Here is a 12,724-nt window from a genome sequence, read left to right on the forward strand (position 1 = left end):
CGCAACGATATGAGACCAAAGTCCGATTGCCTCGACCCGGTGTCGATCAGATAGTGAAGGATCGCCAAATGAGCATGCAAGGCTTCCGTAACAGGAGAAAAAAATGCTCACACCGCTTGCCCAAAGGGTCTTGTCCAGACAACTGCTCGATGTCCTGATTCGCGCCGGCCTGGTGGCTGTGCTCGTCGTATTCTGTTACCGGATCTTCCGGCCGTTCTTCGATCTCATGGTGTGGGCGCTGATCCTCGCCGTCACGCTCTATCCGCTTCAGGTCAGGCTGCGCCGTCCGTTCGCCAATCGCGACGGTCTGATTGCGACGCTGATCATCCTCATTTCCTTTGTGGTCATTCTTGTGCCGACCTATATGCTGGTCGTGGCGCTCGCCGACTCGATCGAGCATGCGATCGCCGTGTTCAGGACCGGCGGCGTGCGCATTCCGCCGCCCGCCGATTCGGTCGCGAGCTGGCCGCTGGTCGGCAAAACGGTGTATGCCAGCTGGCTCCAGGCCTCCACCGACCTCACCGGCCTCGCGCAGCGGTTCACGCCGCAAATCAAGGAGGCAGGCCGCGCCCTGCTCGGCACGGCGACCGGTCTGGGCGCGGCGCTGCTCGTCTTCTTTGCCGCCCTGGTGGTGGCCGGCATTCTGATGGCGTATGGCGAAAAAGGCCACGACAGCGCCGTGCGGATCGCCACGCGCATCTTCGGTCCCGGCAACGGCGCCCAGATTGCCGATCTGTGCACGGCCACCATTCGCGCGGTGGCCCAGGGGGTCGTCGGCATCGCGTTCATCCAGATGCTGCTGATCGGTATCGCGTTCATCGTCATGGGGATTCCCGGCGCCGGCCTGCTGGCCCTCGCGGTGCTGCTGATCGGCATCATGCAGCTGCCCGCCACGCTGATTACCGTGCCCGTCATCATCTTCGTGATCGCCACCGAGGGCGCGAGCACCGCCACCATCGTCTTCTCCATCTATGTCTTCATCGCGGGTCTGGCCGACAACGTGCTCAAGCCCTTGCTGCTCGGCCGGGGCGTTGCGGTGCCGATGCCCGTGGTGTTGATCGGCGCGCTCGGCGGCATGGTGACGGGCGGCGTGATCGGCCTGTTCATCGGTCCGGTGCTGCTGTCGGTCGGCTATCAGCTGTTCTGGCGATGGGTGGAGCAGCCACAGGCTGAAGCAGAGGCTGAGGCAGGAACCCGCCAGGCACAGGAACAGCCGCAGCCTTGAAGCCGGGAGCCGTGTTGGCCGTCCTGCGTCCGATCACGATGGCGATGCTGCTAGGCACAGGCTGCCTGAGCGCGTGCATGCGCGTGGGACCGGACTTCAAGCCGCAACACGAAGCCTGGAGCGCGCACTGGAGCAGCGCGGCGATCGAGCAGGTCACGCAGCAAGTCACGCAGCAGGCCGCGGAGCCCGACGTCAGCCAATGGTGGCTGATTTTCGGCGATCGGAATCTCGAAAGCCTGATGGACGCCGCCGACGCCAACAACGGCGACATCAAGATTGCCGGCCTGCGCGTGCTCGAGGCCCGCGCCCAGCTCGGCATCGCGCTCGCGGGGCGCTACCCGCAGGTGCAGCAGGTCAATGCCGACGTGTTCGCCTCGGCGCGCAAGCGCTCGGATGGCTTCAACCCGCGCTCGGGGGTCTATGCGCAGTACGGCGCGGGCTTCAGTGTCGGCTGGGAGCTCGACTTCTGGGGGCGTTTCGCGCGCGCCATCGAGTCGGCCGATGCCAACTTTTTTGCCGCGCAGGCGAACCGCGAGGCCACGCTCGTGCTGTTGCACGCGCAGCTCGCCGACACCTATTTCACGCTGCGCACGGCCGAGGCGCGGCTGCGCATCGCGCGCGAGAACGCGCAGCTGCAAAAGCGCAGCTACGAGATCACGGAGAAACTGTTCAAGAGCGGCGAGACCGACGAGCTGGACCTGCAGCAGGCGAAAACGCAGTACCTCGGCACGCTCAGCAGCATTCCCAACCTGGAAAGCCAGATCCAGCTTTCGCGTCACGCGCTGTCCGTGCTGACGGGCCGGCCGCCCGGCCCGCTGCCGGAACTCGACGTGCAGTCCGGCAAGGAAGGCGTGGTCCCGCTCGTGAGCCGTGCGGTGCTGCGCGACGTGCCCGCCGATCTGCTGCTGCGCCGCCCCGATGTGCGCGCGGCCGAGTATCAGATGGCGGCCCAGTCGGCGCTCATCGGCGTGGCGCAAGCGGACTTCTATCCGTCGGTGTCGCTGCTCGGTTCGCTGTCGTGGAGCGCGAGCTCGCTCGCGGGCTCGCCGAACACGCTGGGCGTGCTGCTGGGCCCGAGCGTGACCTGGAACGTGTTCGATCACGGCAGGATCACCAACAATGTGCGCGTGCAGGACGCCCGGCTCCAGCAGTTGACCGTCGCCTACCAGAACACCGTGCGCGAGGCGGCGCGCGAAGCCGACGATGCCGCCACGGCGCTGATCGCCGCGCTGCGACGCGAAACGATTCTGAGCGACGCACAAACGGCCGCGCGGCGCTCGCTCACGCTCGCCAACACGATTTACCGCGAAGGATATTCGGACTTTCAGCGCGTGCTCGATGCCCAGCGCGCCCTGTTCACCCAGCAGGACGCCTACATCGTCAACCGCAGCAACGCCGTGGGCAGTCTGATCGCGCTTTACAAGGCGCTCGGGGGCGGCTGGTACACGGCGCAGCCGCTCGTCGACGCCGCGACCCGCACGCAGATGCAGCAACGCACCGACTGGGGCGATCTGATCGACGATGCGAGCGCCGCTCCAGTTGCCCGCTCAGTTGCCCACCCAGTTGCCGCTCCAGCAGCAACCTCAACCGCCGCTCCCGCCCAAGGTGCGCCCCGATGAGCGATACCCCCGAACCCTCGAACGCAGCACCGCCAGCCGGCGCTGCGGCGCAGGCCGCCGAACCCTCGGGCAAGGCGCTCAAGTGGATCGTCTGGCTGATCGTCGTGAGCCTGATCTGGTATCTGCTCGCCGACCGCTTCACGCCCTATACGCAGCAAGCGCGCGTGCAGGCCTTCGTCGTGCCGGTTGCCGCCGAAGTGGCGGGACGCATCACCCGCGTGGTCGTGCACAACAACCAGGAGGTCAAGGCCGGCGACGTGCTGTTCGAAATCGACAGCGACCAATACCGCGTCGCCGTCGATCGCGCGCGCGCCGACTACGAGACCACGCGCCGCCAGATCGGCGCGAGCACGGCCGGCATCGATTCGGCGCAAGCCTCGCTGCGGGCGGCGCTCGCAAACGAGGTCAAGGCGCGCCAGGACAGCGAGCGCCTCGAACGGCTCTACCGCGAAGACGAAGGCACCGTCTCGCTGCGCCGCATCGAGGTCGCGCGCGCCACGCACGAGCAGGCTCAAAGCCAGGTGGAAGCCGCGCGCGCCGAAGTGGAGCGCGCCCGCGAGCAGCAAGGCGGCAGCGAGGCGCAGAACGCACAGTTGCGCAGCGCGGCGGCGGCGGTGAAGAAGGCGGAACTCGATCTCGCCGATACGCGGATCAAGGCCCGCACGGGCGGCGTCATCACCGATCTGCGCGCGGAGGTGGGCCAGTTCGCGGCGGCCGGCAATCCGGTCATGACGCTGATTGCGATCCGCGACGTCTGGGTGAGCGCCGACATGACCGAGAACAATCTCGGCCGTCTGCGGCCCGGCACGCCGGTGGAAATCTCGCTGGATGCACTGCCGGGCGAAGTCTTCAGCGGCAAGATCCGCAGCATCGGCTATGGCGTGAGCACGGGCCAGAGCACGCCGCCCGGCAGCCTGCCCACGGTGCAGAACAGCCGCGACTGGCTGCGCCCCGCGCAGCGCTTTCCCGTGATCGTCGAGTTCGATCCGAACGAACGCACGCGCCTGCGCGACATGCGCGTGGGCGGCCAGGCCGAGGTGATGGCGTTTCCCACCCAGACCAATCCGCTCAACCCGCTGGGCCGCGTGTTCGTGCGCGTGATGAGCTGGGTTTCATACATTTACTGACCATGCGCTGATCATGCCGACGGCAAACAGGCTTTGGATTCCCGGCCTCCGTGCGCTGCGCCTCGCTACCGGCACGGCGCTGTGCCTCGCGATCAGTTTCGCGCTGGATTTCCCGATTCCCGTGATCGCGCCGGTGTTCGCCGTGTTTCTGCTCGCGACCCAAACCCGGCCGCTATCGCTCAAGACCGGCACGGTGCTCGTGCTGGTGGTGGCGTCGACCACTGGCAGCGGGCTGCTGCTGGTGCCGCTGATGCGCCACTACGCGTTCGCCGGCGTGCTGATCGTCGCCCTGCTGCTCTTTCTCGCGTTTCGCTACGGACTGCGCGGCGGCAACAATCTGGTCGCCACCTTTCTGGTGGCGGGACTGACGATGATCTCCGCCGCGGGGACGAGCGACTTCCAGCTTGCCGTGACGGTGATCGGCGCGCTGACGAAGGGGCTGCTGCTGGCCGGGCTGGTGTCGGCGCTCACGCACCGCCTGCTTCCCGAACCGGTGGACGCACAGGCGCCTGCCGCGCGCGCGCTGCCCGACGCCCAGGCACAGCGCATTGCGTTGCGCGCCGCGCTCGTGGTGATGCCGGCCTACCTGCTCGCGATGACCGATCCGGCGAGCTACATGCCGATCATCATGAAGTCCGTCAGCCTCGGCAGGCAGAGCTGCACCACGACGGCCCGCACTGCGGCGCGCGATCTGATCGGCTCGACCCTGCTGGGCGGCCTGCTCGCGATCGCGTTCTGGTTCTCGCTCAGGCTGTTCGTGAACCTGTGGATGTTTTTCCTGTGGATGGCGCTATTCGGCCTGCTGGTCGGCCGCAAGCTGTATCGCCTCAGCCCGACGCGCTATTCGCCGGGATTCTGGCTGAACAGTTTCGTCACCATGATCATCCTGCTCGGTCAATCGGTGCAGGACAGCGTGGCCGGCAAGGACGTGTACACCGCCTTCGCGGTGCGCATGGGGCTCTTTCTGGCGGTCACGGTCTATGCGTGCCTGATGCTCCTGCTCTTCGAGCAACGGCACGGCGCGGGCTGAGGGCCTAACGGCGGCGAGGTGCCGTCAACGAGGTATCTGCGATGAAACCGGAAAAAAACGCTGCCCCCTTCCGTCCGCGGGCCCGCGACATTCTGCTGGGAATGGGCCAGACCCTCTGGTATGTGCGGGCGATCCTGAGCGGGCTGCTGGTGATGTTCGTGCTGCTGACGATCGGCATGTACTACTTCGGCGGCCCCGTCGAAACGGCGAACCGGACACCTTCGCCGTGGGGCGAGACCGTGTACTTCTGCGCGATCACCGCCCTGACCATCGGCTACGGCGACGTCGTGCCGACTTCGACGTTCGGCCGGATCGACGCCGTGCTGCTGGGGCTGGTCGGCCTGGTGATCACGGGGTTGATCGTGGCAGCCGCCGTTCACGGCGTCCAGGAAGCCACGCGCCACGCAATCGGCCGGACATTGGAAGAGTGAACGCAGACTGGCCAGGTCAGACCCGGCGGCGCTATCCGCCCGTGGCGTCGCCGGCGTCCCTGACGGTAGCCACGGCCGCCGCGCCACCTTGCTGCGCTTGCGGCGCCTGGGTTTCCGAAGCGGGATTCGCGGGCGCCGGCATCGTCATGCGTTCGGCCTGCGTGATCCATCCCCCGCCCATCGTCTTGTAGAGGCTGACGTACCACGTCAGCACCGACGCCTCGGTTTGCGTATAGGAAAGCTGCGCATTAAAGAGACTGCGCTCGGCATCCAGCACCTCGATATAGCTCGTGTAACCGCCTTCATAACGCTTGCGCGCGAGCCGCGCATAGGTCGTCAAGGCATCGACCTGGCGGCCCTGGGCGACCAGTTGAGCCTGCGTCTTCTGCAGTGCGATCAAGGCGTCCTCGACTTGCTGGAACGCCGTCTGCACCGACTGCAGATACGTATAGAGCGCCTCCTGCTCGCGCGCTTCGGCCAGATGCACCTGCCCGGTAATGTTGCCGCCGGTGAAAATCGGCTGCGTGATGGCGCCGCCCACCGACCAGATATAGGCCGGCCCCGTGAGCAGGCTGGAAAACACCGTGCTGGCCGCGCCGATCAGCCCCGAAACGGAGATGGTCGGAAAGTACAGCGCGCGCGCCGCGCCGATCTGCGCATTGGCCGCGATCAGATTCTGCTCCGCCGCCAGCAGATCCGGACGCCGCACCAGCAGGTCCGACGGCACGCCGGCAGGCACGGCCGGCAGCTCGATCGACTGCAGGTCGCGCCCGCGCGGGATCGGGCCAGGATTCTGTGCGAGCAGCACGGACAGCGCATCCTCCTGCTGGGCAATCTGCATCTCGATCACCGGAATCGTGGCGAGCGCGGATTCGTACTCGGACTGGCTTTGCGCCAGCTCCATTTGCGACACTTCGCCGTGCCTGAAGCGCAGCGAGAACACGCGCACCGACTCGGCGCGGCTCGTGGCCGTGGCCTGCGCGATCTCGAGCTGCCGGTCGAGGCTGCGCAGATTGAAGTACGAAACCGCCACCGACACCACCAGCGTGAGGATGGTGTCGCGCCGCCCTTGCACGGTCGCCGCGAGTTCGGCGCGCGCGGCCTCGGTCTGGCGGCGCGTGCGGCCGAACAGGTCGATGTTCATCGAGGCGGCCAGCGTCGGCGAAAACAGGTTGTAGACCGGATCGACGCTTGCCGGCAGCGGCACGCCGCCAAGCGACGACGAACGCTGGCGCGACGCGCTGAAGCCCGCGCCCACCTGCGGGTAGAACGCCGAACGCGTGATCTGCAGCTGCGCGGCGAATTCATCGATGCGGGCGGCGGCGATCTTCACATCGCGATTGCGCTCGAGCGCCGTGTTGATCAGCTGATCGAGCACCGGGTCCTGGAATTGTTCCCACCACGCCGTATTGGCCACGTCGGCGACTTCGCCGCTCGCAAAGCGGTAGGTCGCGGGCACCTCGATGTTCGGGCGCACGTAGCTCGGGCCCGGCAGACAAGCGCTCAGGGTGAACACCAGCAGCGGCGAGAGCCGGCGAACCAGGGTCGACAAGCGAGTCGACAGGCGTGCCGGAACATGGACGGAACCTCGGGCGGGAGCGCGCATCTTAGTGATCCTCGCGCGGTCCGGAAGGCGTTCCCTCCGGCGCCCCTGCGGCGGCCGGACCGCCCGCGTCCGGCTTGGCCGCCCCCTTGCTCTTGCGCGACGACAGCGTTTCGAGCAGGTAGTAGAACATCGGGATGAAGAACACGGCGATCACGGTCGCGCCGAGCATCCCGCCGATCACGCCCGTGCCGATCGAGTGACGGCTGTTGGCCGACGCGCCCGTGGCGATGGCGAGCGGCACGCAGCCGAGAATGAACGCGAGCGAGGTCATGACGATCGGCCTCAAGCGCTCTTCGGACGCCACGATGGTGGCGTCGAGCACCGAGGCGCCGCCCTCGCGGTTCATCACCGCGAACTCGAAGATGAGAATCGCGTTCTTCGCCGCCAGCGCAACCAGCATGGTGAGCCCGATCTGGAAGTAAATATCGTTCTCCAATCCGCGCAGCAAGATGGCGAGCAACGCGCCGAACAGCGCGAACGGCACCGCCATCAGCACGCCCACCGGCAGCGACCATTTTTCGTACTGCGCCGCGAGAATCAGGAACACCATCACGAGGCCGAACACGAACACGGCGCCCGAGGTCCCGCCCGATTTGCGCGCTTCATAGGCCTCGCCGCTCCATGCGACGCCGAATCCGTTCGGCATCTGCGCCGCGATTTCCTCCAGCGCCGCGATGACCTGGCCGGAGCTGTATCCGGGCGCGGCGTTGGCCGTGACCAGCACGGCCGGGAAGTTGTTGAAGCGCGTGAGCAGGTCCGGCCCCGTCACGTAGTGGTAGTTCGCCACGGCGCGCAGCGGCACCATCGTATTGCTCTTGCTGCGCACATAGATGCGGTCCAGATCGTCGGGCCTCAGGCGGGTGGCGGGATCGGCCTGCAGAATCACCTGCCATAGCCGGCTCGATCGATTGAACTGCGACACGTAAAGCGAACCGAACATGGTCTGCATCGCGCTGTACACATCCTCCACTGGCACGCCGAGCGTTTCGGAGCGCTCGCGGTCGACATCGACGAGCAGTTGCTGCGAATTGGGATTGAAGGTGGTCGTGACGCGCGCGAGCTCGGGCCGTTGGCGCGCCCGCGCGATGAACTGGCGCACCACCTCCGCGAGTTGCGCGATGGTCGCGTCGCCCTTGCTCTGAATCCACACCTCGGTGCCGCCCGTGGTGCCAAGACCGGGGATCGACGGCGGGTTGACCGGTATGACGATCCCCTCCTTGATGGCCGACAGCGACTTGTATGCATTGATCAGCACCGCGCGGGCATTCTGTTCCTTCGCATGCCCGCCCGAATAGCGTTCGTCGAAACCCTTGAGCCCGACGAAGAAGGTGCTCGCGTTGTTCTTGCTCTGCACGTCGAGCAGGCTGTAGCCGTCGACAGTGGCGATGCCGCTCACGGCGTCCTGCTTCATGAAGTACGACGACACCTTGTCCGACACCTCCGCCGTGCGGTCGAGGCTCGCGGCATCGGGCATGGTCACCGCGCCGAGCAGGTAGCCCTGATCCTCGGGCGGCAGGAACGCAGACGGAATCGCCTTCATCATCACGACCGTGACGGCGATCATGCCCGCGAACAGCACGAGCGAGAGCACCCAGCGCCGGATGACCTTATGGACCATGCCGACATAGCCCTTGGTCATGCGCCCGAACGCGTTCTCGAACCAGCGGAAAAAGCCCTTCTTCTCGTGATGGCTGTGCTTGAGCAGCAACGACGCGAGCGCGGGCGACAAGGTCAGCGCGACGATGCCCGAAATCACCACGGAAATGGCGATGGTGATTGCGAACTGCTTGTAGAGCTGCCCGGTGATCCCGCTCACGAACGCGACCGGAATGAACACGGCGCACAGCACCAGCACGATGGCGATGACCGGCCCGGCCACCTCGTCCATGGCGCGCTTGGCGGCAGCCTTGGGATCGAGCTTGTGGACCGTCATGTTGCGCTCGACGTTTTCGATCACGACGATGGCGTCGTCCACCACGATGCCGATCGCCAGCACCATGCCGAACAGCGTCAGCATGTTGATCGAGAAACCGAGCAGCGCCATGCCCATCGCCGTGCCGACGATCGACACCGGCACCGCCAGAATCGGAATCAGCGTCGCGCGCAGGCTCTGCAGGAACACATACACGACGATCACGACCAGCACCAGCGCTTCGAAGAAGGTGTGCACCACGTCGGAGATCGAGGCGCGCGTGAACTCGGTCGTGTCCATCGCGATGCGGTAGTCGAGCCCCTCGGGGAACGACTGCTTGAGTTCTTCGAGCGTGGCGCGCACCTGCTTCGACACGTCGAGCGCATTCGCGCCGGGCTGCTGATAGACCGCGATGATGGTGGCGGGCTTGCCCTGATAGCGGCTGCGGATCGAGTAGTCCTTCTGCCCGAGCTCCGCGCGGCCCACGTCCTTGAGCCGCACAATCGCCGCGCCCTCGCTGGCCGCGCGCAGGATGATGTTGTCGAACTCAGAGGGCTGGGCGAGCCGTCCTGGCGTCGTGACGGCGAACGACTGCTCGACGGGCGAGCCCGTGGGCGACTGGCCGATGCGCCCCACCGCGAACTGCTGGTTCTGGTTCTGCACTGCCTTTTGCACATCGGCCACCGTAATGCCCAGTTGCGCCATGCGGTCGGGCTTGAGCCAGACGCGCATCGCATAGTCCGGCGTGCCGAAGATGCTCGACTGGTTCGCACCCGGTATGCGCTTGAGCGCGTCGAGCACGTAGATGTTCGCGTAGTTCGCGATATAGGTGCTGTCGTAGCGCTCATCGGGCGAATAGATCGCTATCACCATCATGAACGCCGACGACTTCTTCTGAACCTGGACGCCCTGCGCCTGCACCGACTGCGGCAACTGCGGCAGCGCGAGATTGACGCGGTTCTGCACGTCGACCTGCGCGAGCTGCGGATTGGTGCCGATCTCGAAGAAGGCGTTGATCGTCAGATTGCCGGTCGATGAACTCGACGAGTTCATGTAAATCATGTTGTCCGCGCCGTTCACCTGCTGCTCGATGGGCGCGGCGACGTTGTTGGCGACCACCTCCGCGCTCGCCCCTGGATACGACGCGCTGATCGTGATCTGCGGCGGCGTGATGTCCGGATATTGGGCGACCGGCAGCGCCAGCATGGTCAGCGCGCCGCCCAGCGTGATGACGATGGAGATGACCGACGCGAAGATCGGCCGGTCGATGCAGAAGTGGGAGATGCTCATCGGCGCTTCCCGTCAGTTGGCTGCAGCCGCTGCCGGCTGCTGGGCTTGATCGGGTTTGGCAACGATCTTGACGGGCGTGTCGGCCACGACGCGTATCGCACCATCGACGACGACCCGTTCGCCGGCTTTCAGGCCGTCGAGGATAAACCAGTCGTCGCCATGCCACTCGCCCACCTCGACCACGCGCTGACGCGCCTTGCCATCCTTGCCCACGACCCAGACAAAATGGCTTTTTGCGCCCTGCAGCACGGCGCGTTGCGGCACGAGAATGGCGTTCGGGCGGATCGCGCCCGAGATGCGCGCGCGCACGAACTGGCCGGGGCGCAGCAGGCCCTCGGGATTGGCGAACACCGCCCGCACGAGAAACGTGCCGGTTTCGGTGTTGAACGCGGGATTGGCGAAGTCGATATTGCCGCGCCCTTTATAGGTCGAGCCATCGGCCAGTTGAAGCGACACGGAAAACGCGTTGTTCTCGGGAAAGCGCAACTGCCCCGACGAAACCTGATCGCGGTATCGCAGTTGCTGGTTCTCCGAAATGCTGAAGTTGACCCACATCGGGTCCAGTTGATAGACGTAGGTCAGCAGCCCGTTCTGCGTCGCGGTGAGGTAGCTGCCGTCCTGTTGCCGCGCGAAGCTCGACAGGCCGTTCAGCGGCGACTTGATGGTCGTGTAGCTCAGATTGAGCAGTGCCGTGTCGACCTCGCCCTGAGCGGCGATCACCGCGGCCCGCGACTGCTTTTCGTTGCCGACCGCATCGTCGAGATCCTTCTTGCTCAACGCGTTTTCCGCCGCCAGCGGTCTCACGCGCGCGAGATTCGCTTCTGCCACTTCGAGGCGCGCCTGCTGCTGCGCCAGCTGCCCTTTGGCGGTTCTCAAGGCCGCTTCGAAAGGCTTGGGGTCCATTTGGAACATGGTCTGGCCGGCCTTGACCATTTGCCCTTCCACGTACATGCGCCGATCGAGGAAACCGTCGACGCGCGCGCGGATCTCGACCTCGCGCGAGCTTTCGGTCTGCGCGGTGAAATCGAAATCCACGGGGGTATCGTGCGGCGCCACCGTCGTGACGGTGACCTCGACCTGGGGCGCGGCCGGCAGCGCCTCTTTCTTGCTGCATCCCTCGACCAGACCCAGCAGCGCAATGGCGAAGGCCATCGCGAACCTGCCCAACGGGCGGGACCGGCATGCCGATGCCGGCGCCGTTCGCCATTGCTGCGGCTCTCTCTCATGCATGCACGCGCGCGCCATCGTTGCCTCAGAGTGCTTGAACGTACCCACCAGGTCATGCCTGCACGCAGGGAAACTGCGCTGCGCGGCAAACCCGCCGCTGATTCGCCGAGAGCCAGTATGTCCATGCACCATGCCGTCAACAATCGGACTTTGGTCCTAGACTTACGTCATCGGCTTACGTCCTCGGCTTACATCCTGGACTTTCGCTCTGGACTTCGGCCCTGGCCGGCCGTACTGGAACTTTGAAAGAAACCCGCGGCGCGGCTCAATAGGACCAAGGTCTTATGGTGCCGCCCCGGACCTGCGGTTCATGCTCACGGGAAGAACATGCGCAAACCTCGAGCGCGCAGCCTCGAGTGCACCCGGCGCATTGCGCGCGCAGCGCAACGCCATCTTACTGGGAGTGACGCGATGTCCGGACGCTCGAGCCACGCAAAAAGCACGGAGGCCAACTCCGGGGAAAAAATGAGCAACAAGGCCTATTTGAAGGAGTTGCTCAAGCTGCATATCGAACTGGTGAAGATGCAGCAATGGGTCGTCAAGAGCGGCGCGAAGATCTGCATCGTGTTCGAAGGACGCGACGGCGCGGGCAAAGGCGGCACGATCAAGGCGATCACCGAGCGCGTGAGCCCGCGCGTGTTCCGGATCGTGGCGTTGCCGGCGCCCACCGAGCGCGAAAAAACCCAGATGTACGTGCAGCGCTATCTTCCCCACCTGCCTGCGGCCGGCGAGATCGTGATCTTCGACCGGAGCTGGTATAACCGGGCGGGCGTCGAGCGCGTGATGGGATTCTGCACGCCCAAGCAGGCGGACGAGTTTCTGGGAGCCGTGCCGTTGGTGGAAAAAGCCATCATCGCGTCGGGCATCATCCTGATCAAGTACTGGCTCGAAGTCAGCCCCGAGGAGCAGACACGCCGTCTCGAAGCCCGCATCCACGACGAGCGCAAAACCTGGAAGCTGTCGCAGATGGATCTGGATTCGTACAGCCGCTGGTTCGATTATTCGCGGGCACGCGACGAGATGTTCGCGAAGACCGACCTGGACTTTTCGCCGTGGCATGTCGCGCGTTCGGACGACAAGCGGCGCGCACGGCTGAACATCATCACCCATCTGCTGAGCCAGGTTCCCTATGAGGCCGTGCCGCGCGCCAGGATCGTGCTGCCGAAACGGCAAAAGGCGGCGGGCTACGTGGAGCCGGAGTACCCCTATAAATACGTGCCGGAAACCTTCTAGCCGCCCGCGCAGCGCGAACGGGCG

9 protein-coding genes are annotated in these 12,724 nt (G+C 65.6%); 6 read left to right on the forward strand and 3 right to left on the reverse strand.

What is annotated here, in order from left to right; translation table 11 throughout:
- Positions 1-103 precede the first annotated feature (103 nt).
- The 5 genes from P5W99_RS22025 to P5W99_RS22045 are packed head-to-tail and all read left to right on the forward strand — an operon-like array spanning position 104 to position 5,432.
- Positions 104-1,225, forward strand: coding sequence for an AI-2E family transporter (locus P5W99_RS22025; protein WP_434662947.1), 1,122 nt, complete (start codon positions 104-106; stop codon positions 1,223-1,225).
- A gap of 38 nt (positions 1,226-1,263) precedes the next feature.
- Entirely contained in the window at positions 1,264-2,844 is a 1,581-nt protein-coding gene (locus P5W99_RS22030) for a TolC family protein (protein WP_421027010.1), read from the forward strand.
- Positions 2,841-3,971 (forward strand): HlyD family secretion protein, encoded by a 1,131-nt coding sequence (locus P5W99_RS22035; protein WP_421025520.1) that lies wholly within the window; start codon positions 2,841-2,843, stop codon positions 3,969-3,971. The genes P5W99_RS22030 and P5W99_RS22035 overlap by 4 nt, the downstream gene beginning before the upstream one ends.
- 13 nt (positions 3,972-3,984) lie before the next feature.
- Entirely contained in the window at positions 3,985-5,001 is a 1,017-nt protein-coding gene (locus P5W99_RS22040; protein ID WP_434662950.1) for a DUF2955 domain-containing protein, read from the forward strand.
- Positions 5,002-5,042: 41 nt separating this feature from the next.
- A complete protein-coding gene (locus tag P5W99_RS22045; protein ID WP_421025522.1) occupies positions 5,043-5,432 on the forward strand; it encodes a potassium channel family protein in 390 nt (129 codons plus the stop codon).
- 31 nt (positions 5,433-5,463) lie between these two features.
- Here the strand turns inward: P5W99_RS22045 and P5W99_RS22050 are convergent, their stop codons facing one another.
- Genes P5W99_RS22050 through P5W99_RS22060 form a run of 3 tightly spaced genes read right to left on the reverse strand, consistent with a single transcriptional unit; the run spans position 5,464 to position 11,392 of the window.
- Complete coding sequence (locus P5W99_RS22050) at positions 5,464-7,038, reverse strand: efflux transporter outer membrane subunit (protein ID WP_421025523.1); 1,575 nt, start codon at positions 7,036-7,038, stop codon at positions 5,464-5,466.
- Position 7,039: 1 nt separating this feature from the next.
- Complete coding sequence (locus P5W99_RS22055; protein ID WP_421025524.1) at positions 7,040-10,240, reverse strand: efflux RND transporter permease subunit; 3,201 nt, start codon at positions 10,238-10,240, stop codon at positions 7,040-7,042.
- Positions 10,241-10,252: 12 nt separating this feature from the next.
- Positions 10,253-11,392: an efflux RND transporter periplasmic adaptor subunit gene (locus tag P5W99_RS22060; protein WP_421025525.1), complete on the reverse strand. Its 1,140-nt coding sequence runs from the start codon at positions 11,390-11,392 to the stop codon at positions 10,253-10,255.
- Positions 11,393-11,878: 486 nt separating this feature from the next.
- Between P5W99_RS22060 and ppk2 the strand changes: the two genes are divergently transcribed.
- Positions 11,879-12,700: a polyphosphate kinase 2 gene (ppk2, locus tag P5W99_RS22065; RefSeq protein ID WP_421025526.1), complete on the forward strand. Its 822-nt coding sequence runs from the start codon at positions 11,879-11,881 to the stop codon at positions 12,698-12,700.
- Positions 12,701-12,724 lie beyond the last annotated feature (24 nt).

Source organism: Paraburkholderia sp. A3BS-1L, from assembly GCF_051125215.1.
Taxonomy (GTDB): Bacteria; Pseudomonadota; Gammaproteobacteria; order Burkholderiales; family Burkholderiaceae; genus Paraburkholderia.

Coding starts and splice junctions, on each gene's coding strand:
- P5W99_RS22030 (WP_421027010.1), top strand. CDS start 1,264: ATGGCGATGCTGCTAGGCACAGGCTGCCTGAGCGCGTGCATGCGCGTG.
- P5W99_RS22055 (WP_421025524.1), bottom strand. CDS start 10,240: ATGAGCATCTCCCACTTCTGCATCGACCGGCCGATCTTCGCGTCGGTC.
- P5W99_RS22035 (WP_421025520.1), top strand. CDS start 2,841: ATGAGCGATACCCCCGAACCCTCGAACGCAGCACCGCCAGCCGGCGCT.
- P5W99_RS22040 (WP_434662950.1), top strand. CDS start 3,985: ATGCCGACGGCAAACAGGCTTTGGATTCCCGGCCTCCGTGCGCTGCGC.
- P5W99_RS22025 (WP_434662947.1), top strand. CDS start 104: ATGCTCACACCGCTTGCCCAAAGGGTCTTGTCCAGACAACTGCTCGAT.
- ppk2 (WP_421025526.1), top strand. CDS start 11,879: ATGTCCGGACGCTCGAGCCACGCAAAAAGCACGGAGGCCAACTCCGGG.
- P5W99_RS22045 (WP_421025522.1), top strand. CDS start 5,043: ATGAAACCGGAAAAAAACGCTGCCCCCTTCCGTCCGCGGGCCCGCGAC.
- P5W99_RS22060 (WP_421025525.1), bottom strand. CDS start 11,392: ATGGCCTTCGCCATTGCGCTGCTGGGTCTGGTCGAGGGATGCAGCAAG.
- P5W99_RS22050 (WP_421025523.1), bottom strand. CDS start 7,038: ATGCGCGCTCCCGCCCGAGGTTCCGTCCATGTTCCGGCACGCCTGTCG.